General features: G+C 70.6%; 18 protein-coding genes, 1 tRNA gene and 1 pseudogene. 9 read left to right on the forward strand and 11 right to left on the reverse strand.

Features of this window, described 5'->3' with window-relative positions:
- Positions 1-4: 4 nt before the first annotated feature.
- Together CK485_RS26925 and nth are read right to left on the reverse strand one after the other, a co-directional pair.
- Positions 5-682 (reverse strand): CoA pyrophosphatase, encoded by a 678-nt coding sequence (locus CK485_RS26925; RefSeq protein ID WP_109454544.1) that lies wholly within the window; start codon positions 680-682, stop codon positions 5-7.
- Positions 679-1,773, reverse strand: coding sequence for an endonuclease III (nth, locus tag CK485_RS26930; RefSeq protein ID WP_109454781.1), 1,095 nt, complete (start codon positions 1,771-1,773; stop codon positions 679-681). Before nth ends, CK485_RS26925 begins: the two co-directional genes overlap by 4 nt.
- Positions 1,774-2,130: 357 nt before the next feature.
- Here nth and CK485_RS26935 point away from each other — a divergent pair, with 357 nt between their 5' ends.
- On the forward strand, positions 2,131-2,805 hold the full coding sequence (locus tag CK485_RS26935) for a Crp/Fnr family transcriptional regulator (protein ID WP_109454545.1): 675 nt from the start codon (positions 2,131-2,133) through the stop codon (positions 2,803-2,805).
- 573 nt (positions 2,806-3,378) lie between these two features.
- On the opposite strand, the gene CK485_RS26940 is transcribed toward CK485_RS26935, so the two are convergent.
- The 4 genes from CK485_RS26940 to CK485_RS26955 all read right to left on the reverse strand — a co-directional run bounded on the left by CK485_RS26940 (position 3,379) and on the right by CK485_RS26955 (position 5,917).
- The gene (locus CK485_RS26940; RefSeq protein ID WP_109454546.1) at positions 3,379-4,203 is read right to left on the reverse strand and encodes an MBL fold metallo-hydrolase; all 825 of its coding nucleotides are present in this window, start codon (positions 4,201-4,203) and stop codon (positions 3,379-3,381) included.
- Positions 4,203-5,147: an NUDIX hydrolase gene (locus CK485_RS26945; protein ID WP_109454547.1), complete on the reverse strand. Its 945-nt coding sequence runs from the start codon at positions 5,145-5,147 to the stop codon at positions 4,203-4,205. The genes CK485_RS26940 and CK485_RS26945 overlap by 1 nt, the downstream gene beginning before the upstream one ends.
- Before the next feature lie 147 nt (positions 5,148-5,294).
- The gene (locus CK485_RS26950; RefSeq protein ID WP_109454548.1) at positions 5,295-5,759 is read right to left on the reverse strand and encodes a RidA family protein; all 465 of its coding nucleotides are present in this window, start codon (positions 5,757-5,759) and stop codon (positions 5,295-5,297) included.
- Positions 5,756-5,917, reverse strand: a complete 162-nt coding sequence (locus CK485_RS26955; RefSeq protein ID WP_003975360.1) for a DUF4177 domain-containing protein — start codon at positions 5,915-5,917, stop codon at positions 5,756-5,758. The genes CK485_RS26950 and CK485_RS26955 overlap by 4 nt, the downstream gene beginning before the upstream one ends.
- A gap of 184 nt (positions 5,918-6,101) precedes the next feature.
- Here CK485_RS26955 and CK485_RS26960 point away from each other — a divergent pair, with 184 nt between their 5' ends.
- Together CK485_RS26960 and CK485_RS26965 are read left to right on the forward strand one after the other, a co-directional pair.
- Positions 6,102-7,112 (forward strand): ArsA-related P-loop ATPase, encoded by a 1,011-nt coding sequence (locus tag CK485_RS26960; protein ID WP_109454549.1) that lies wholly within the window; start codon positions 6,102-6,104, stop codon positions 7,110-7,112.
- A 94-nt stretch (positions 7,113-7,206) separates the two neighbouring features.
- The gene (locus CK485_RS26965; RefSeq protein WP_109454550.1) at positions 7,207-8,562 is read left to right on the forward strand and encodes an ArsA family ATPase; all 1,356 of its coding nucleotides are present in this window, start codon (positions 7,207-7,209) and stop codon (positions 8,560-8,562) included.
- Here the strand turns inward: CK485_RS26965 and CK485_RS26970 are convergent.
- Positions 8,544-8,879, reverse strand: coding sequence for a WhiB family transcriptional regulator (locus tag CK485_RS26970; RefSeq protein ID WP_199239538.1), 336 nt, complete (start codon positions 8,877-8,879; stop codon positions 8,544-8,546). The two genes, CK485_RS26965 and CK485_RS26970, sit on opposite strands and share 19 nt — an antisense overlap.
- A gap of 408 nt (positions 8,880-9,287) precedes the next feature.
- Between CK485_RS26970 and CK485_RS26980 the strand changes: the two genes are divergently transcribed.
- On the forward strand, positions 9,288-11,549 hold the full coding sequence (locus tag CK485_RS26980) for a transglycosylase domain-containing protein (protein WP_109454553.1): 2,262 nt from the start codon (positions 9,288-9,290) through the stop codon (positions 11,547-11,549).
- 168 nt (positions 11,550-11,717) lie between these two features.
- On the opposite strand, the gene CK485_RS26985 is transcribed toward CK485_RS26980, so the two are convergent.
- On the reverse strand, positions 11,718-12,188 hold the full coding sequence (locus CK485_RS26985) for a GatB/YqeY domain-containing protein (protein ID WP_109454554.1): 471 nt from the start codon (positions 12,186-12,188) through the stop codon (positions 11,718-11,720).
- Between the two features lie 79 nt (positions 12,189-12,267).
- Here CK485_RS26985 and CK485_RS26990 point away from each other — a divergent pair, with 79 nt between their 5' ends.
- The 3 genes from CK485_RS26990 to CK485_RS27000 all read left to right on the forward strand — a co-directional run bounded on the left by CK485_RS26990 (position 12,268) and on the right by CK485_RS27000 (position 14,571).
- Positions 12,268-13,197, forward strand: coding sequence for a metallophosphoesterase (locus tag CK485_RS26990; protein WP_199239539.1), 930 nt, complete (start codon positions 12,268-12,270; stop codon positions 13,195-13,197).
- A 49-nt stretch (positions 13,198-13,246) separates the two neighbouring features.
- Positions 13,247-13,320, forward strand: a tRNA-Pro gene (locus tag CK485_RS26995).
- A 261-nt stretch (positions 13,321-13,581) separates the two neighbouring features.
- Positions 13,582-14,571: a hypothetical protein gene (locus CK485_RS27000; protein ID WP_109454556.1), complete on the forward strand. Its 990-nt coding sequence runs from the start codon at positions 13,582-13,584 to the stop codon at positions 14,569-14,571.
- A gap of 237 nt (positions 14,572-14,808) precedes the next feature.
- On the opposite strand, the gene CK485_RS27005 is transcribed toward CK485_RS27000, so the two are convergent.
- Positions 14,809-16,350, reverse strand: a complete 1,542-nt coding sequence (locus CK485_RS27005) for an ISL3 family transposase (RefSeq protein ID WP_109454557.1) — start codon at positions 16,348-16,350, stop codon at positions 14,809-14,811.
- Between the two features lie 135 nt (positions 16,351-16,485).
- On the opposite strand from CK485_RS27005, the pseudogene CK485_RS27010 reads away from it, so the two are divergent.
- A pseudogene (locus tag CK485_RS27010) lies at positions 16,486-16,815 on the forward strand (ImmA/IrrE family metallo-endopeptidase); the annotation flags it as partial.
- A gap of 210 nt (positions 16,816-17,025) precedes the next feature.
- On the opposite strand, the gene CK485_RS27015 reads toward CK485_RS27010, so the two are convergent.
- Positions 17,026-17,508, reverse strand: coding sequence for an ATP-binding protein (locus CK485_RS27015; protein ID WP_109454559.1), 483 nt, complete (start codon positions 17,506-17,508; stop codon positions 17,026-17,028).
- A 381-nt stretch (positions 17,509-17,889) separates the two neighbouring features.
- Here CK485_RS27015 and CK485_RS27020 point away from each other — a divergent pair, with 381 nt between their 5' ends.
- Positions 17,890-18,459 (forward strand): amino acid transporter, encoded by a 570-nt coding sequence (locus CK485_RS27020; protein ID WP_109454560.1) that lies wholly within the window; start codon positions 17,890-17,892, stop codon positions 18,457-18,459.
- On the opposite strand, the gene CK485_RS27025 is transcribed toward CK485_RS27020, so the two are convergent.
- Positions 18,446-18,904 carry a DUF296 domain-containing protein gene (locus CK485_RS27025; protein ID WP_109454561.1) on the reverse strand — a complete coding sequence of 153 codons (459 nt, stop codon included), beginning with the start codon at positions 18,902-18,904 and terminating at the stop codon, positions 18,446-18,448. The two genes, CK485_RS27020 and CK485_RS27025, sit on opposite strands and share 14 nt — an antisense overlap.
- Between the last annotated feature and the right edge of the window lie 19 nt (positions 18,905-18,923).

Consider the following 18,923-nt stretch of genomic DNA (forward strand, 5'->3'; position numbering starts at 1 on the left):
CGTCTCACGCGTTGGCGCTCAGAGGGACTTCCTTACCCCGGTCCCAGGGCTGTTCCCAGCCGGAGAAGTGCAGGATACGGTCGATCAACCCGGCTGTGAACCCCCAGACCAGGACATCGCAGACAGCGAACGCGGGCCCCCGGAAGCCGCTCGGATGTGTGACCGTCGTACGGTTCGCCGGGTCGGCCAGGTCCGACAGCGGAACGGTGAACACCCGTGCCGTCTCCGCCGGATCGACCGCCCGCACCGGGGTCCGCTCCCGCCACCAGCCGAGCACCGGCGTCACCACGAAACGGCTCACCGGGATGTACAGCCGGGGCAGTACGCCGAAGACCTGCACGCCCGCCGGGTCGAGGCCGGTCTCCTCGTGCGCCTCGCGCAACGCCGCCCGCACCGGGCCCTCGCCCTCCGGGTCGCCGTCCCCCGGGTCCAGCGCGCCACCGGGGAACGACGGCTGCCCGGCGTGCGAACGCAGGGAGCCTGCGCGTTCCAGCAACAGCAGCTCGGGCCCGCGCTCCCCCTCGCCCTCACCGAACAGCACGAGGACGGCGGACTGCCGGCCCCCGCCGTCCGGCGGCAGGAAGCGGCTCAGCTGTTCCGGGCGCACCGAGGCGGCCGCGTCGACCAGGGGGGCCAGCCACGACGGCAGCCCGGTGACGTCCGTACCCGGCGCGCCCGTCACTCCTGCCCCTGCGGGGACTGCCCCGGCGAGGACTGGCCCAGCGGGGGCGCCGGCGGGCCGGGAAACCCGGCCGGGGGCTTCAGGCGCTGGCCCGGGGCGCCCGCCAGCTCGTACTTCAGCAGCTTCCGGGCCTTGTCCGGGTCCGTCTCGCCCTCCCCGTACGACGGGCACAGCGGCGCGACCACGCAGGCACCGCAGGCGGGCTTGCGGGAGTGGCAGACGCGGCGGCCGTGGAAGATCAGCCGGTGCGAGAGCATCGTCCACTCGGACTCGGGGAAGAGCGAGGCGACGTCCTGCTCGACCTTCTCGGGCTCCTGGGAGTCGGTCCACCCGAAGCGGCGGGCGAGCCGCCCGAAGTGGGTGTCGACCGTCAGCCCCGGGACCCCGAACGCGTTCCCCAGCACCACGTTCGCCGTCTTCCGCCCCACGCCTGGCAGCGTGACCAGGTCCTCCATCCGGCCCGGCACCTCACCGTCGAACCGGTCGCGCAGCGCGGCGGACAACCCCAGCACGGCCTTGGCCTTCGCCCGGAAGAACCCGGTCGGGCGCAGGATCTGCTCCAGCTCCTCGGGGTCGGCGGCGGCCATGTCCTCGGGCGTGGGGTACTTCGCGAAGAGCGCGGGGGTCGTCTGGTTGACGCGCAGGTCGGTCGTCTGGGCGGACAGCACGGTGGCGACCAGGAGCTGGAAGGGGTTCTCGAAGTCCAGCTCCGGGTGGGCGTACGGGTAGGCGTCCGCCAGCTCCCGGTTGATCCGGCGCGCCCGGCGCACCAGCGCGACCCGGGACTCGGGCTTGCGGGACGTCGCGGCGGGGGCGGGCGCCTTTCCGGCGGGCGCGGGCTTCTTGGCCGAGGCCTTCTTGGCGGCGGTCTTCTTGGCGGCGGGGGCCGTCTTCTTGGCCGAGGCCTTTTCGGCGGGGGCCTTCTTGGCCGCGGGGGCCGTCTTCTTGGCCGAGGCCTTTTCGGCGGGGGCCTTCTTGGCCGCCGGGACCGTCTTCTTGGCTGAGGCGGTGTTCTTGGCCGCGGCCTTCTTGGCGGGGGCCGCCTTCTTGGCGGGGGCCGCCTTCTCGGCGGGCGCCGTGTCCTTGGCCACCGCCTTGGCGGATGCGGCCTTCCTGGCCGCCGCCGGGCGCTTCGCGGGCGCCTTCTTCGGGGCTTGTTCGCTCACAGCGGAATCCGGGGCGGCGGTCACCCGTTCGGACCCGCCACCCTGCCGCTTCTTCTGCGCACTTGGGCTATCAGGCACCCGGCCAGCCTAAGCCTCCGCACCGACAACCACGGTGGACGACAGCCGTTCGGCCCGGATCAGGGCCGTCGTCCGGCCGGGATTGCGACCCCCGCGCACGCGGGCACCCCGTCATAGGTCACACTTGTGATCGATAGCACTGTTTTACCTTCCGGCATGATGGGGACTGCCAACCGGACGGTGAAGTCAACAAGGAGAGACCTCGTGGACGACGTTCTGCGGCGCGCACCGCTCTTCGCGGCGCTCGACGACGAGCAGGCCGCTGAGCTGCGCGCCTCCATGACGGAGGTCACGCTCGCGCGTGGCGACTCGCTCTTCCACGAAGGCGACCCGGGCGACCGGCTCTACGTGGTCACCGAGGGCAAGGTGAAGCTGCACCGCACCTCGCCCGACGGGCGCGAGAACATGCTCGCGGTGCTGGGCCCCGCCGAGATGATCGGCGAGCTGTCCCTCTTCGACCCGGGCCCGCGCACCGCCACGGCGACCGCGCTGACCGAGGTCAAGCTGCTGGGCCTGGGCCACGGCGACCTCCAGCCGTGGATGAACGCCCGCCCCGAGGTCGCCGTCGCGCTGCTGCGGGCCATCGCCCGGCGCCTGCGGCGTACCAACGACAACATGTCCGACCTGGTCTTCTCGGACGTCCCCGGGCGCGTGGCCAAGGCGCTGCTCGACCTGTCGCGGCGGTTCGGCGTGCAGTCCGACGAGGGCATCCACGTCGTGCACGACCTGACGCAGGAGGAGCTGGCGCAGCTCGTCGGCGCGTCGCGCGAGACGGTGAACAAGGCGCTGGCGGACTTCGCGGGGCGCGGGTGGCTGCGGCTGGAGGCGCGGGCGGTCATCCTGCTGGACGTGGAGCGGCTGGCCAAGCGGTCGCGGTAGCCCTTCGGGTTCTTGTGGGCGGGTGTGGCTGGGGTGGGTTCGTTTTCCCCCCACCCACCCGCCCTTTCTCATGGGGGCTCCGCCCCCAAACCCCTGCGGGGGCTCCGCCCCCTGCACCCCTGTGGGCGATCCGCGCACACCCCTGGAGGCTCTGCCCCCTGCACCCCCTGCCGGCTATCGCCGCCCGCTCCGGCAAGGGAGATCAGCCCGAGCACCCGCGGGGGACCCGCCCTCTGCGCCCTGTGGGCGATCCGCGCACACGCCTGGGGCTCCGTTCTCCGGCGCTCCTGTGGGGGATCCGCGTCCGCCCCGGGAGGCGCCGCTCCTTCACCTCTGCCGACGATCCGCCACCTGCCCGGCGGAAGGCTCCGCCCGCACCCTGCGGGGGCTCGCCCTGCGCCTCTGTCGGCACTCCCGACGTCCCCGCTGGCAATCGCCGCAGACCTCAGCGGGGAGGCGCCGTCCCCTGCCGTCGGCGCGGGCCCGCCTCTCCGGAGGACCGCCACGCGCCCCGGCCGAAGGCTCCGCCTCACGCCCCCGGGGAAAGAACAGCCCCCGGCGCGAACACCCGCCTCAGATCAGGCCGTGCTCGCGGAGGTAGTCCAGTTGGGCCCGGACGGAGAGTTCCGCTGCCGGCCACAGGGTGCGGTCCACGTCCGCGTAGACCTGGGAGACGACCGCCTGGGCGGTCGTGTGGCCCTCCTCCACCGCCGTCTCGACCTGGGCCAGGCGGTTGGCGCGGTGGGCCAGGTAGAACTCGACCGCCCCCCTGGCGTCCGTGAGCACCGGGCCGTGGCCGGGGAGGATCTTTTCGACGCCGCCCTCCACCGTCAGCCTCTGGAGTGCGCGCAACGAGTCCAGGTAGTCGCCGAGCCGGCCGTCCGGGTGCGCGACGACCGTCGTACCGCGCCCCAGCACCGTGTCCCCGGTCAGCACCGCCGCGTCCGCCGGGATCTCGAAGCACAGGGAGTCCGCCGTGTGGCCCGGCGTGGCGACGACTCGCAGTTCCAGGCCGCCCACCGTGATCCCCTCACCGGCCGTCAGCCCCTCCTCCCCCAGCCGCAGCGCCGGGTCCAGCGCCCGTACCCGGGTTCCGGTCAGCTCGGCGAAGCGGGCCGCGCCCTCCGCGTGGTCGGGGTGCCCGTGGGTCAGCAGCGTCAGGCCGATCCGCTGGCCGGCGGCCTCCGCGGTCGCGATGACGTGGCGCAGATGGCCCTCGTCGAGCGGACCGGGGTCCACGACCACCGCGACCCCGGAACCGGGCTCCGACAGCAGCCAGGTGTTCGTCCCGTCCAGCGTCATCGCCGACGGGTTGGGGGCCAGCACGCAGACCGCGCGTTCGGTGGCGGGCCCGCCGATCGTGGGCCGGGGGGCGCCGGGGGGTATCGCGGCCGTCATCACTCGGCTCCTCGTCGCGTCACGGAACCGCCGTCTGCGGCGGGGTGTTCGTCCCCGGGCACGCCGTCACCGCCGCCGACCGCCTTCGCCGGCACGTGCTTGGTGAACTCGTCGTGGCCCGGCCAGGTCAGCTCGACCTCGCCGTCGACCAGCCGGGCCCGGGCCAGCACCGGCGTCAGGTCCCGTTGGCCCGACGCGGCGGCCGCCTCGGCCACCGTCGCGTACGGCAGCAGCGAGCGCAGGGTGGCGACGGTCGGCGGCATCATCAGCAACTCCGCCCGGTCGTAGCCCTCGACGGCGTCCCGGGGGAACATCCACGCGGTGCGGTCGGCCTCGCCGGACACGTCACGGGTGCGCTGGCCCTCGGGCAGCGCGGCGACGAAGAACCAGGTGTCGTAACGCCGTTCCTCGAACTCCGGCGTGATCCAGCGCGCCCAGGGAGCCAGCAGGTCCGAGCGCAGCACCAGTCCGCGCCGGGCCAGCACGTCGGCGAACGACGCCTCGCGGGCGACCAGCGCGCGGCGGTCCGCCTCCCACGCGTCGTCGGTGGTGTCCGCCACCACCGTCGAGCCGTCCGGCCCGGCGAGCAGGACCCCGGCCTCCTCGAACATCTCGCGGACCGCGGCGCACACGATGGCCTGGGCCACCCGCTCCTCGACGCCGAGCCGCGCCGCCCACTCGGCCAGCGGCGGGCCCACCCAGCCCAGCGGCCGTTCGTCGCGCGGGTCGACGCCGCCGCCCGGATACGCGTACGCGCCCCCGGCGAAGGCCATGGAGGCGCGTCGGCGCAGCATGTGGACCTGCGGGCCGCGAGGGGCGTCGCGCAGCAGCAGGACGGTCGCCGCCCGCCTCGGTTCGACCGGGGTCAGCCGGCCCTCGGCGTGGGCCCTGATCCGGTCGGGCCAGGAGGCCGGGAACCACTGTCCACCACGCGTCATGGTCATGCCCGGATGGTATCCCCCCGTACATCAGTACGGCCCGGATCGCACCACGGCCCTGACGACAGCACGGTACGGGTCGCAGTACGGCCCGGGCCGCCGGCGGGGGCTCCGCCGCGGGCCCGGGCCGTCCCGGTGCGTTCGCGAGTCCGGTCAGGCCTTCAGCTCGACCTGGATCTCCACCTCGACCGGCGCGTCCAGCGGCAGTACGGCGACTCCCACCGCGGACCGCGCGTGCACGCCGGCGTCGCCGAGGGCCGCGCCCAGCAGCTCGCTCGCGCCGTTGATCACACCGGGCTGGCCGGTGAAGTCGCTCGCCGAGGCGACGAAGCCGACGACCTTGACGACCCGGGCGATCCGGTCGAGGTCACCGACGACGGACTTGACGGCGGCCAGCGCGTTCAGCGCACAGGTGGCGGCCAGTTCCTTGGCCTCCTCCGCGGTCACCTCGGCGCCCACCTTGCCGGTGACCGACAGCTTGCCGTCCACCAGCGGCAACTGGCCCGCGGTGTAGACGTAGGAGCCGGACTGGACGGCGGGCTGGTAGGCGGCGAGCGGCGGGACGACTTCCGGCAGGCGCAGCCCCATCGCCTCCAGCTTCTCCTCGAGCGCGCTCACGCCTGCTTCTCCCGCTTGAGGTAGGCCACCAGCTGCTCGGGGTTGTTGGGGCCGGGGACGACCTGGACGAGCTCCCAGCCGTCCTCGCCCCAGGTGTCCAGAATCTGCTTGGTGGCGTGCACCAGAAGCGGCACGGTCGCGTATTCCCACTTGGTCATGGCTGCGACTGTAGTACCTGGCCACCCCCGGCACCCGCGCCTGGCCCCCGGCACAGTGCGCCCGGCACGGGCCCCGGCGCGAGGGGGCGCACTCGTCCCGCGCGCGGGCGCTCGTTCCCTCGCGTGCGCGCACGCGCGCCCACCCCATGCGTAGACGCGACCACGACTGGTTAGGCTCGGTGGAGTGAGCGCCCAGCAGCACGCCGCACCGGACCCGACGCGGCTCCACATCGTCACGGGCAAGGGCGGGACCGGTAAGACGACGGTCGCCGCCGCGCTCGCGCTCGCCCTCGCCGCCGAGGGACGCCGCACCCTGCTGGTCGAGGTGGAGGGCCGCGGCGGCATCGCCCAGCTCTTCGAGACCGAGCCGCTCCCCTACGAGGAACGCCGGATCGCGATCGTGCCCGGCGGGGGCGAGGTGCACGCGCTCGCGATCGACCCCGAACTGGCGCTCCTGGACTACCTGGAGATGTTCTACAAGCTGGGCCGGGCGGGCCGCGCCCTGAAGAAGCTGGGCGCCATCGACTTCGCCACGACCATCGCCCCCGGCCTGCGCGATGTCCTGCTGACCGGCAAGGCCTGCGAGGCGGTGCGCCGCAAGGACAAGGCCGGCTGGCGGGTGTACGACGCGGTCGTGATGGACGCGCCGCCCACCGGCCGCATCACCCGCTTCCTCAACGTCAACGACGAGGTCGCCGGGCTCGCGCGCTTCGGCCCGATATACAACCAGGCGCAGGCGGTGATGCGGGTGCTGAAGTCCCCGGAGACCGCGGTGCACCTGGTGACGCTGCTGGAGGAGATGCCGGTCCAGGAGACCGTGGACGGCGTCGCCGAACTGCGCGCCGCCGGGCTGCCGGTGGGCGCCGTCGTCGTCAACATGCTGCGTCCGGTCGTGCTGGACGACGAGGCGGTGCGGGCGGTCGCCGAGGACCGCCGCGCCGACGTCGCCAAGGCGCTGTCGCAGGCGGGTCTCGGCGGTGCCCGGCGCGGCGGTCACGCGGAACGCCTGGTGGACCCGCTGCTGGAACAGGCCCGCGAGCACGCCGAACGGGTGGTGCTGGAACGGCGCGGGCGCGCCGAGATCGGCGGCCTCGGCCTGCCGGTCCACGAACTCGGCCTGCTCGGCGACGGCGTCGACCTGGGCGGCCTGTACCGGCTCGCGGAGAGCCTGCGCGCGCAGGGGGTCCGTGGATGAGCGGCGGCACGACGCGAGGAGTCCGCGGGATGAGCTGGGCACCGGCGAGCGGAGCACGCGGGACGGACGCGTTGCCGACGAGCGGAGCACGGGAATGAGTTGGCAGCCACCGGCGCTCGACGTCGACGCCCTGCTGGACGATCCGGACACCCGGATCGTCGTCTGCTGCGGTTCCGGCGGCGTCGGCAAGACGACGACCGCCGCCGCGCTCGGCCTGCGCGCGGCGGAACGCGGCCGGGCCGCCGTGGTGCTCACCATCGACCCGGCGCGGCGGCTGGCGCAGTCGATGGGCCTCACCGAGCTGGACAACACCCCGCGCCGGGTCCCGGGCATCGACGAGTCGGCGGGCGGCAGGCTCGACGCGATGATGCTGGACATGAAGCGGACGTTCGACGACGTCGTGCTGGCCAACGCCGATCCGGAGCGCGCCCGGGCGATCCTGGAGAACCCCTTCTACCAGTCGCTGTCGGCCGGCTTCGCGGGCACGCAGGAGTACATGGCCATGGAGAAGCTTGGCCAGCTGCGGGCGCGCGACGAGTGGGACCTGATCGTCGTCGACACCCCGCCGAGCCGGTCGGCGCTGGACTTCCTGGACGCGCCCAAGCGGCTGGGGTCGTTCCTGGACGGACGGTTCATCAAGCTGCTGATGGCGCCGGCCAAGGCGGGCGGCCGGGCCGGGATGATGTTCCTGAACGCGGGGATGTCGATGATGACGGGCGCCCTCAACAAGGTGGTGGGCGCCCATCTGCTCAAGGACGTGCAGACCTTCGTGGCCGCGATGGACACGATGTTCGGCGGCTTCCGCAAGCGGGCCGACGCGACCTACCGGCTGCTCCAGACACCGGGCACCGCGTTCCTGGTGGTCGCGGCGCCCGAACGGGACGCGCTGCGCGAGGCGTCGTACTTCGTGGAACGGCTCGCGGCCGAACGCATGCCGCTCGCCGGCCTGGTGCTCAACCGGGTGCACGGCAGCGAGGCCGCCCGGCTCACCGCGGAACGCGCCCTGGCGGCGGCGGAGGCCCTGGAGGAGATGGCGGAGGAGGAGCTGCCCGATGCCGTGGAGCACGTGGACGATGCCGTGGACCCCGTGACCGTTGCCGAGGGAAGCGGGACGGACGCAAGGGAGACATCGGGCACTTCAGACGTATCGGACGGGGAGGGTGTCACAGTACCGCAACAGCCTTCCGCCGACGCCGAGTCGACTTCCGCGTACGACCCGGAGCCGGGAGCGGACCTGCCCGCGGAGCTGCTCGCCGCCGGTCTGCTGCGGTTGCACGCCGAACGCATGCAGGTGGTCGCCCGCGAGCGCCGCACCCGCGAGCGCTTCGCGTCGGTCCACCCGGACGTGGCCGTCGCCGAGGTGGCCGCGCTCCCCGGCGACGTGCACGACCTGGACGGCCTGCGCGAGGTGGGCGAGCGGCTGGCGAACGGTCAGCCCACGGCCGCGTAGTCCTCTTCGTCCTCGAGGTCCGCGGTGAGCAGGCCCATGCCGCGTTCGTACTCGTGCCGCGCGGTCTCCAGCAGCCTCCGCCAGGAGGTGACCGTGGGCCTGCGGCGCAGCAGTGCCCTGCGCTCGCGCTCCGTCATCCCGCCCCAGACGCCGAACTCGACACGGTTGTCGAGGGCGTCGGCCAGGCACTCGGTCCGCACCGGGCATCCGGTGCACACCGCCTTGGCCCTGTTCTGCGCCGCCCCCTGGACGAAGAGTTCGTCCGGATCAGTGGTGCGGCACGCTGCCTGCGCACTCCAGTCGGTAACCCAGCTCATGCTGGCGCCGTCCTCTCCCGAATCGGGGCTCCCCCACGGCGGCAGCGGCATATTCACCGCCGCCAGTTGAGGACGTTACGGAAGGCGAGCACCGCACAACAGCCCTTTCAGGCCCAATCTTGGATGGTCCGAATGGACTATGCGTGCGCGGCAGATCACCCAACGGAGTGACCAGGGTTCATAGCTGACACTCAGGACATCTCGCCGGTCATTTTCCGGTATATTCCGGACAGTTGGGACGTATTGCTGACCGAGACCTCTGGCATATGCCAGGAATCAGGACAGCTCTCATCACCCACAAGAGTGAATAACGAGGGCAGAGGACGGCCTGGGGGAGGCTCATGCGATTCACAGACTAGGCGAACAGGTGGCCGCACGTCCTCAGAATCGCCACGTAGGCTGCCCTCCATGGGTTACATGCGTTCGGGCGGGGGCCGGCCGTCGCGACCGACGGCCCGGCACGTGGCGAAGTTCCTCGGTGTCAGCGTGCTGGCGGGAGTGGTGATGGCGGGCATCGCGCTGCCCGCGACCGGCGCCCTGGGGCTGACCGCCAAGGGCACCGCGCAGCAGTTCAACGATCTGCCGGGCGAGTTGAAGCGCCCGCCGCTGAGCCAGGCCTCGCACATCCTGGACGCCAACGGCGACCTCATCGCCACCGTCTACTCCCGCGACCGCACGGTCGTGCCGCTGAACCAGATCAACCCGGTGATGCAGAAGGCCATCGTCGCCATCGAGGACTCGCGCTTCTGGCAGCACGGCCCAATCGACCCCAAGGGCATCCTGCGGGCGCTCGGCACCAACGCCCAGGACGGCGGCGTCGCCCAGGGCGCGTCCACGCTGACCCAGCAGTACGTCAAGAACGTCTTCATCGAGGAGGCGGGCGACGACCCCAAGGCGGTCGCCGAGGCCACCCAGCAGACCATCGGCCGCAAGATCAAGGAACTGAAGTACGCGATCCAGATCGAGAAGGAGCTGGGCAAGAAGCAGATCCTGAACAACTACCTGAACATCACCTTCTTCGGTGAGCAGGCGTACGGGATCGAGGCCGCCTCCGAGCGCTACTTCTCCACCCACGCGGCCGACCTGAGCCTGGACCAGTCCGCGCTGCTGGCCGGGCTCGTGCAGTCGCCCACCGGATACGACCCGCTGGAGCACCCCAAGGCGGCCACCGACCGGCGCAACACCGTGCTGATGCGCATGGCCCAGCTCGGCGACATCAGCAACGCGCAGGCGAAGGCCGCCGAGGCCCAGCCCCTCGGCCTCAAGCCCAGCACCCCGAAGAACGGCTGCATCACCGCCGTCATGGGAGCCGGCTTCTTCTGCGACTACGTGCGCGAGCAGTTCCTCAACGATCCGGCCTTCGGCTCCACCGCCCAGGCCCGCGCCAAGCGCTGGGAGACCGGCGGCATGACGATCCGCACGACGCTGGACCCGAAGGCGCAGCAGGCCGTGCAGGCGTCCATCACCAAGCACGTCTACAAGTCCGACCCGGTCGCCACCGCCGTCACCCTCGTCCAGCCCGGCACCGGCAAGATCCTCGCGATGGGGCAGTCGCGGCCGTACGGCTTCGACACCGACGAGACGCAGATCAACTACAGCGTCAACCAGACCATGGGCGGCGGCATGGGCTTCCAGTCCGGCTCGACGTTCAAGCCGATCACCGCGGCGGCGGCCATCGACAGCGGCACCGACCCCAACACCGTCGAGCCCGCGCCGTACTCGATGTCGTACCCCAGCTCGGTCAGCACCTGCGGCAAGCCCTGGGTCAACAGTGGTGGCGAATCGCTGACGAACGAGTCCAAGTCCGAGGTCGGCCCGATGAACATGAAGAAGGCGATGGCCCTGTCGGTCAACACCTACTTCGTCCAGCTCATCGGTCAGGTCGGCATCTGCCCGGTGACCCAGATGGCCTCCAAGCTGGGCGTGACGCAGTCCAACGGCGACGCCCTCCAGCAGGTCCCGTCCGTCACGCTCGGCACCCAGCTGGTCTCGCCGCTGACCATGGCCTCGGCCTACGCGACCTTCGCCAACCACGGCGTCTACTGCTCGCCGACCGCCATCGAGTCGATCACCGACGCCTCCGGCAAGTCGATCCCGGTGCCCGCCACCTCCTGCAGGCAGGCCATGTCGGCGAACACCGCGGCCACCATCAACACCCTGCTCAAGGGCGTGGTCGAAGACGGCACCGGTACGCTCGCCGGCCTCAAGGACCGTGACAGCGCGGGCAAGACCGGTACGACGGACGGCCTGAAGAACGCGTGGTTCGTCGGCTACACCTCGGACATGGCCGGCGCGGTCTGGGTCGGCGACCCCACGGGCAACCGCGACATGTACAACATCACCATCGGCGGCGTCTTCCACGCCCAGGTGATGGGTGCCGACACCCCGGGCCCGATCTGGCACGACGCGGTGAGCGGCGCCCTGGCGGGCACCTCGTCGCCCCCGCTGTCCACGGTCCAGCTCTCCGGTGACAACAACGGGGACAACGGCGGCAACGGTTCGAACACCGGCGACCAGACGCAGAACCCGCCGAGCGGCAACGGCAACGGCGGCAACCACAAGGGTCACAAGAAGCACGACCCGAACCCGTTCCCGTCCGGCTTCATCGGCGGCGGTGACAACGGCGGCGACAACGGTGACGGGGGCGACGGCGGCGGCATCTTCCCGTAGACCGACCGGGGCCGCCGAGGGGTGGCCCGGACACGACAGCGCGCGGTGCGAAGGCGTTCTTCGCACCGCGCGCTGTCGTCGTCCCGCGGCGACCGGGGCCGGCCGTCGGTTGCATCGGCCGTCGCAGAGGTGGCCGGGGGCCAGGCGCTCGAGGAGAGGTGACCGGGGTCAGGAGCCCGCGAGCTGGCGCTTGACCTCTGCCGCCACACGGCCGCCTTCCGCGCGGCCGGCGATCCTCGGGTTGGCGATCTTCATGACCGCGCCCATCGCCCGCGGTCCCTCCGCCCCGCCGGCCGTCGCCTCGCGCACCGCGTCGGCGACGATCGCGGACAGCTCCTCGTCGGAGAGTTGCTTCGGCAGATACTCGGCGAGCACCTCGCCCTCGGCCCGCTCCCGCTCCGCCTGGTCCGCGCGACCGCCCTGGGCGAACGCCTCCGCCGCCTCCCGGCGCTTCTTCGCCTCGCGGGCGATCACCTTCAGCACCTCGTCGTCGGACAGCTCGCGGGCGGACTTGCCCGCGACCTCCTCGGTGGTGACGGCCGACAGCGTCAGGCGCAGCGTGGACGAGCGCAGCTCGTCGCGGCCCTTGATGGCAGCGGTGAGGTCCTCCTGGAGGCGCTGCTTGAGCGTGGTGGTCATAGTCGCGAGTCTGCCACGTGGACGCCGGGGCGAGCGTCATGATTTCTTGCCCACACGGCGGTCTGCGACCATGGGGCGCATGCGCGCTCGTTATGGGATCCCGCTGGGAATCACGGCTGTCGGCGCGGCCGGTGTGGCGTACGCCGCCGGCTTCGAGGTTCGCTCCTTCCGGCTGCGCCGGGTCGAGGTGCCGGTGCTGAAGCCGGGGGCGCGCCCGTTGCGCGTGCTCCAGGTGTCCGACGTCCACATGGTGCGAGGCCAGGACAAGAAGCGACGCTGGTTGCAGTCGCTGGCCGGGCTGCGCCCCGACTTCGTGATCAACACCGGCGACAACCTCTCCGACCCCGAGGCCGTCCCCGACGTGCTGGACGCGCTCGGCCCGCTGCTGGAGTTCCCCGGCGCGTACGTCTTCGGTTCGAACGACTACTACGGGCCCAAGCTACGCAACCCGGCCCGCTACCTGGTGGAGAAGGCGCGGGGGCAGCACGGCCTGAACGGCAACGCCCCCGCCCGCGGCGTGATCCACAACCCGTGGGAGGACCTGCGCGACGCGTTCGACATGGCGGGCTGGACCGGCCTGAACAACGCCCGCGGCCGTCTGAAGCTCTCCGACGGCACGGAGATCGCGCTGACCGGGCTGGACGACCCGCACATCAAGCGGGACCGGTACGGGATGGTCTCCGGCGGGCCGTCGAGTGACGCGGATCTCAGTCTGGCCGTCGTCCACGCCCCGTACCTGCGCGTGCTGGACGCCTTCGCGGCGGACGGCTACCCGCTGATCCTGGCCGGCCACACCCACGGCGGCCAGCTGTGCGTCCCCTTCTACGGCGCCCTGGTCACCAACTGCGACCTGGACACCCGCCGGGTGAAGGGCCTGTCCACGCACCGCGCGGGCGGCCACCACGCCCACCTCCACGTCTCCGCGGGCTGCGGCACGAACCGCTACACCCCGGTCCGCTTCGCCTGCCCCCCGGAAGCCACGCTGCTCACCCTGACCCCGCGCCGGTAACCGGATTTCGCCTCAGCTCCCCGGTCCGCTAGAGTATTCCTCGTTGCACCGGGGTGTGGCGCAGCTTGGCAGCGCGCTTCGTTCGGGACGAAGAGGCCGTGGGTTCAAATCCCGCCACCCCGACTGGTGAAACACCTAATCAGGGGCCTGATCCGCGAGAGCGGGTCGGGCCCCTGAGTCGTTCCGGGGCCAATCTTGGGAGCCGTTTGGGAGCCGACTTCGGGATGCGGCTCCCAAACGGCTGCCCCCAGGCCCACCTGGCTCCTGCTGGGCACGACTTGTCAATCACACCAGGACCCGTGCTCCCGCAAGCCAGGTCGTCGCCTGTTACGTACCGGCAAGCTCCCAGCACGCCGAGCTGCTCGCAGGCTAGGGTCACACGTCATGGAGATCAGAAGCGAGCAACAGCTGAATCCGGTGGCCGATGAGGTCTCGGCGATCACGGCTGTAGTACGTCCCATCCTCCTGGGGATCCTCTACTCCCTCAAGGCCGAGGTCGTCGCCGAGATAGGCGAGCGAGCCGACGTTAAGTTGATGATGTTGCCGCGGCTCCGCCGTCCCGGAGACGGCGACACCGGGATCTGTTTCGAGTACGCAGCACACGACGCGGTGAGTCGCGGAGAGGACCGCGTCCTTGAGCGCGTCGAAGACGCGCTCAAGCTGTGCAAGGTTCCCGGTGGGGGCGTGAGCTCGATCCTCTTCGGAGCAGAAAAGGCTGGATCTCAGCAGCTCATTGACACCGCGAGCGAGCTGCTGACCAACGACTCTTCTCTCTTGTCAGGCACACGCGGGCGCCCCGTGAAGCTGAAGCGGCACCTGAACGCTGCGGCTGCGGCGTTCAGGAAGAAGGGGGCAGGCACTGGATTGCCACAAAGCATCAGCGGCCTCTGGCGGGCGGACCTCTTCTTGGGCTCGAACAGCGATTACTGGGTGGCGACAACCGTGAAGATCAACCCCTCGGGCCTCCGCGGGGACAAGGGGCTCCGGATCGGGATCGTGCCCGCATCTCAGGGGAAGTCCGACAAGATCTACGTGGACGACCACCGGAGTCTCGTGGTTTGCCCACTCCCCTACGACGGCAGCTTCGTCGAGACCTTCTACATGGCCTGGGAGGTCGTCATGGCATTCCTCGCCGCCGACGCGCAGCTTCCGAAGGAGGCGGCGCTGCCCAGGCCCGCGGCACGTACTGTCGCGCGCTACCTTGCCGATCGTCGTGACTACCCAGTTCTCGACGTCGTTGAGGCTCTTGCAGTACTCGCCCAGCCTGGCCTCCTGCAAACCCAGAGCGCTGCCGCCGACCTCGTGCGCTCTGGCGGAACGTCCGCCGATGTGATCACTTCGGCAGTCCTTGCACCGAGCCCGACGTTCCTCTGATCTTTCCAGCGCCCGGAGCATGTAGTTACAACACGCCCCGGACGCTCGCAATCATGCCTATACACCCATGAGTCGCCCCTGCAGCAGGGCATCCAACGTACGTACTGGTGATGTCGGGCGCATGGCCAAGCGCGCGTCGAGCGCCGACTCCCATTGCTCAGTCAGCCCGAGCTTGAGGCGCTGGGGACTGTAAATCGTTTGGCCCTGTCTCCCTTTCGGTGGTGACGGAGCGTGCCGCTATCCGAGGAGGATGCGGTGGCGAAGCAGGGTGAAGCCTGCTCGTCCGTGCATCTGGCGCGCGATCCGTTTGGTCTTGGTGTTGACGCCCTCGGTGGGGCCGTTGCTGTAGGGAAGTGTGAGGGCGGCGTTTACGGCGTCGCGGTCTCGTTCCAGCCCTCGGGTGAAGGCATGCAGGTGGGGCAGGTCGGCGCCGCGGACCTGGACGATCCAGCACGAGAGTGCGTCGGCGTTGTCGGCGTGCGGTGCAAGGAGCGGTGTGAAGTCGCGTGTGCTTGCGGCTAGTTGAGTCATCTCGGGGCAGGCGGCGGTGAGTTTGGCCAGGAGTTCGTGTTGCTCGGCCTTGAGGTTGTCGGGTCTGGTCAGCAGCATTCGGGCGAGCCTGCGCGGGGAGATGTGGCTGCGGTCGGCGTCCGCGCGGCCTTGGTTGATGTACTTGTGCAAGAGGTTCAGGCAGCCCGTGAAGCCGAGGGCTTTGATCTCTTCGAAGAGGTGCTGGACGGGGACGCCTGGATCCTCGGCCCGGCGTTTGCGCAGGCGCTCGCGGTAGGGGTCGACGAGGCTGGCGCGGTACTTGGGGACGCGGAGCATGCGCTCGGGCCGTTCGGCGCGGGCATAGCGTTTGACGGTGTTCAGGGCCAGTTCCAGGCGGCGGGCGCATTCGAGCAGGCCGACGCCCTGGTCGAGTAGGTCGTGGACCTGGTGCCAGCGTTCCAGGGTGGTCTGGGCGCGGGGTCCGTCGTAGATCGGCGCGTGCAGTACGGTGGCCCAGCAGGCGCTGTGCGCCTTGACCTCGCTCAGAGCGGCTTCGCACAGGTTGTGCCACAGATGCCACCGATCACCGACTTGCGTCGCGCGGGGCAGGGCGCGGCGGATGGCCTCGGCGTAGGTCGCGGAGCCGTCGCGGCACACGATCTCGATGTCCGGATGCTTGCGCAGCCATGCTTCCAGGGTGTCGGCCGTGCGGTCGGGCAGCACGTCGATCCTCTCGTGGGTCTCGGCATCGATGATCACGGTGGCGTAGCGGTGCCGCCGGCGCAGCGCGAAGTCGTCGACGCCGATCACGCGGGGTGCCCGCCCAGTGGGCAGCGGGATCCGCAGCAGGGTGCGAAGAGCCGTGTGACGCGAGACGCCCGCCGCGAGTATCGCCAGCAGACGTGCCCCCGCCCGGCCCGCTAACTCCTTGACCACTGCCTTGACGTGCCTGGTCAGGCGGGTCGTACGCCGCTGGTATCGGTCCAGCACTCCGGGCACCTGTTCGCGGAAGGTGTGCAGGCAGCCGTGCGTGGGACACACCAGACGCCGAACCCGCACACGGACCACCACCCGTCGTTCATCGACCGGCAGGTCCGCGACGGTCCGCCAGTGATAGCCGTGCACGCGTTCCGACGAGGCCCCGCACACCGGGCAAACCGCGGTGTCCAGCGAAGTCCGTGCCCGCACCAAGATCCGCTCACCTTCGTCGGCCACATCCTCGATGACCAGCGGGGACAGGCCCGAAAAGACAGCCGACACAAGCTCGTTGACATCCATCACACGAATGTCAACGACCTACCACGACGCTCCGTCACCACCGAAAGCGAGACAGGGCCGCTCGTTTGACAGACCCGTACCCGCCTCGAAGAACTCGAACGAGTCCAGGCGTACGCTTTCTCCGCCGCGACCTTCCAGGTCTCCGGCAGGAACATCGTCGTCACCAACCCGCTCCGAATCCCGGGCCGCAGGGCCAGCGACGTGGCCCACGAGCTCTCCCACCTCGTCCTGAAGCATGACCTCACCGAGATCCGCGAAGTCAATGGCATGCCCTTCAGGACCTGCCGCCCCGACGAGGAAGAACAAGCCACTGCCTTTGGCGGAACACTCATGCTTCCCCGCCCCCTGCTGCTCGGCGCAGTCCGCCGCCAGTGGGGGCCAGCGCAGATCGCCGAGCACTACGGAGTGACCGAAGAGATGGCCCGATACCGGTACAACACCACTGGGGTGGCCAAACAGGTCCGAGGCCGCTGACGGCGCCGGAGGTAGGCGCTGTCAGTCTGCCGCTTGCCGCCGGGACGTGGCGCGGGAGCAGGCAAGTACTTCGGTTCGCGGACTCTGCGCATGTCGGGCCGCCGCCAGCACTGAATGACGCACGCGTACGAGCGTGTGACGGTACGTCGATACGCGATCACCGACCTTCTCGACGACCTTGCGGGAGCATCTGCCGCATCGGCACCTTCGTCAGGTCTGACCGCCTCGGTTAGCCATCACAGCCGAAGCCTCGGCCAGCACCACCCAGGCCGCCTTGGTCCCGCAGTTCGTGACCTGAAACCCCCACTGTCCCTGGGTCAGCTCGTTCACGATGTGCAGGCCCCGTCCGCGCTCAGTGTGCAGCCCGCTCACTGCCTCCGACGCGGTGGCTTCCGGCGAGGACACGGCAGCCAGGTAGAGGTCCGTAGGGAGAAGAGGATTCCCGTCGTGGATCTCGCAGATGTATCTTCCGGCAACAGAGCGAAGGTGTACCTCGTACGGGCCGCGCGCGTGCTCGTGCGCGTTCGCCACGAGCTCCGAGACGGCCAGGACTCCGTCGCTGATGACGTCTCCTGACAGGCCCAGATCCTTGAGGACACGTCGCAGAACCGCGCGGGCTTCGCCGGTCGGGTTGATGGTGTGGTCGGTCCAGCGGTACACGAGGCCGAGAGCGGCGGACGGCGCGCTGATCATCGGGCGGCGGACCTCCTGTGGGTGACGTCGGTGGCCGTCTCCCGGAGCTGCAACGTGGTCGCGGAAGCGCGTCAGGCACGCCGCTGAGAGGCGTACGGCCGCAGGAAGCACCCCGGCTTCGGGCGCGCGACCCCGGGAGGATCGTGGCTCAGGCACCAGCCATGAGACCGGTCGCGAGTCACGCACTCAACGATGGCCGCCGGTGCCCCTGATGCTCATGGGCGTTTATGAGCGCGAGGGCCAGCGAGCGAAGAGGCACTCCAGCGAGACCGCCGACCCGCCGTCGGCCTGCGCTTCCGCCCGTCTGGTCACTGGGAGTATGGGCGGGTGAGTGCTGACGTGTTGGGACGCTGGGTGCCGGATCGCCCCGAGGATGTGGCCATGGTCTTCGCCAAGGCGGACTTCCCGTGGTGGATCGCCGGTGGCTACGCGATCGAACTCGCGGTCGGCCGCGAGCTGCGTGCACACGGCGATCTCGACGTCCTCGTCCTCCGGCGTGACCAGGCCCTCGTACATGAACTGCTGGCCGACTGGGACCTGTACGTGGCGGATCCGCCTGGCCAGGGGGAGTTGCGACCGTGGCGTCCTGGAGAGGTCCTTCGACCGCCGCTCCACGACATCTGGTGCCGCCGCACATCCAAGGCGCCCTGGTCGGTGCAGCTCATGCTGGACGAGGCCGAGGGAACCCAGTGGGTCTCGCGGCGCACCCCGGAGATCCGGCTCCCGATCGACATGCTCGGGCGGACGAGCAAGGCCGGCATCCCATATCTCGCGCCCGAAGTGCAGCTCTTCTACAAGGCCAAGACGACCCGGGACAAGGACGAGACCGACTTCGAAGCGGTACTGCCGCTGCTCGACGCTCCGGCACGCGCCTGGCTGACGGACGCGATCAAGGTGATCGCGCCCGGCCACCCCTGGATTCGCCGGCTCCTGCCGGTCAGCCAAACGTAAGCAGCGGAACGTCGTAGAGGTCGGGGTTCCGGGGCCGGGTCATGGTGGGCGACGTGACTTCCACGATCAGCAGCTCGCTGAGGAACTGGACCTTGGCGCTGAGAAGATGGCTCGTCCTGCCGTCGGCCGACTGGGCCTTCAGACCGGCGGAGACGTGGATGTGCGGGAGTATTCCGCCGGTGGCGGGGTCCTGGGCGAGGGTGCCGGCGCCGAACGCCTCGACGTTGGTTACGTACGCCTTCGCCCAGACCGGTGCGTCCGGGTCCGCGAGCTTCTCGCAAGCACCCACGATCTCGGCCTCCGCGAAGGCTCCGATGAACGAGGGGATGTAGCCCTGCCGGACGCCGTTGTCCCGGCAGAAGGTGGACAGCGCCTCAAAGAAGTCCTCCCCGTGGTCGAAGGTGACGCCGAAGGTACGGCCGACGGTCAGCTCGTGAGCACGCATGTGGCGGGAGTCTCCTGAT

This window comes from Streptomyces sp. ICBB 8177 (assembly GCF_003144095.1).
Lineage (GTDB): Bacteria > Actinomycetota > Actinomycetes > Streptomycetales > Streptomycetaceae > Streptantibioticus_D.

What these genes read in the sequence shown, in the direction of transcription:
- CK485_RS26940 (WP_109454546.1), bottom strand. Translation starts at nt 4,203, where the DNA reads ATGACGGCCGCGATACCCCCCGGCGCCCCCCGGCCCACGATCGGCGGG.
- CK485_RS26945 (WP_109454547.1), bottom strand. Translation starts at nt 5,147, where the DNA reads ATGACCATGACGCGTGGTGGACAGTGGTTCCCGGCCTCCTGGCCCGAC.
- CK485_RS26955 (WP_003975360.1), bottom strand. Translation starts at nt 5,917, where the DNA reads ATGACCAAGTGGGAATACGCGACCGTGCCGCTTCTGGTGCACGCCACC.
- CK485_RS26965 (WP_109454550.1), top strand. Translation starts at nt 7,207, where the DNA reads ATGAGTTGGCAGCCACCGGCGCTCGACGTCGACGCCCTGCTGGACGAT.
- CK485_RS26970 (WP_199239538.1), bottom strand. Translation starts at nt 8,879, where the DNA reads ATGAGCTGGGTTACCGACTGGAGTGCGCAGGCAGCGTGCCGCACCACT.
- CK485_RS26980 (WP_109454553.1), top strand. Translation starts at nt 9,288, where the DNA reads ATGGGTTACATGCGTTCGGGCGGGGGCCGGCCGTCGCGACCGACGGCC.
- CK485_RS26985 (WP_109454554.1), bottom strand. Translation starts at nt 12,188, where the DNA reads ATGACCACCACGCTCAAGCAGCGCCTCCAGGAGGACCTCACCGCTGCC.
- CK485_RS26990 (WP_199239539.1), top strand. Translation starts at nt 12,268, where the DNA reads ATGCGCGCTCGTTATGGGATCCCGCTGGGAATCACGGCTGTCGGCGCG.
- CK485_RS27000 (WP_109454556.1), top strand. Translation starts at nt 13,582, where the DNA reads ATGGAGATCAGAAGCGAGCAACAGCTGAATCCGGTGGCCGATGAGGTC.
- CK485_RS27015 (WP_109454559.1), bottom strand. Translation starts at nt 17,508, where the DNA reads ATGATCAGCGCGCCGTCCGCCGCTCTCGGCCTCGTGTACCGCTGGACC.
- CK485_RS27020 (WP_109454560.1), top strand. Translation starts at nt 17,890, where the DNA reads ATGGTCTTCGCCAAGGCGGACTTCCCGTGGTGGATCGCCGGTGGCTAC.
- CK485_RS27025 (WP_109454561.1), bottom strand. Translation starts at nt 18,904, where the DNA reads ATGCGTGCTCACGAGCTGACCGTCGGCCGTACCTTCGGCGTCACCTTC.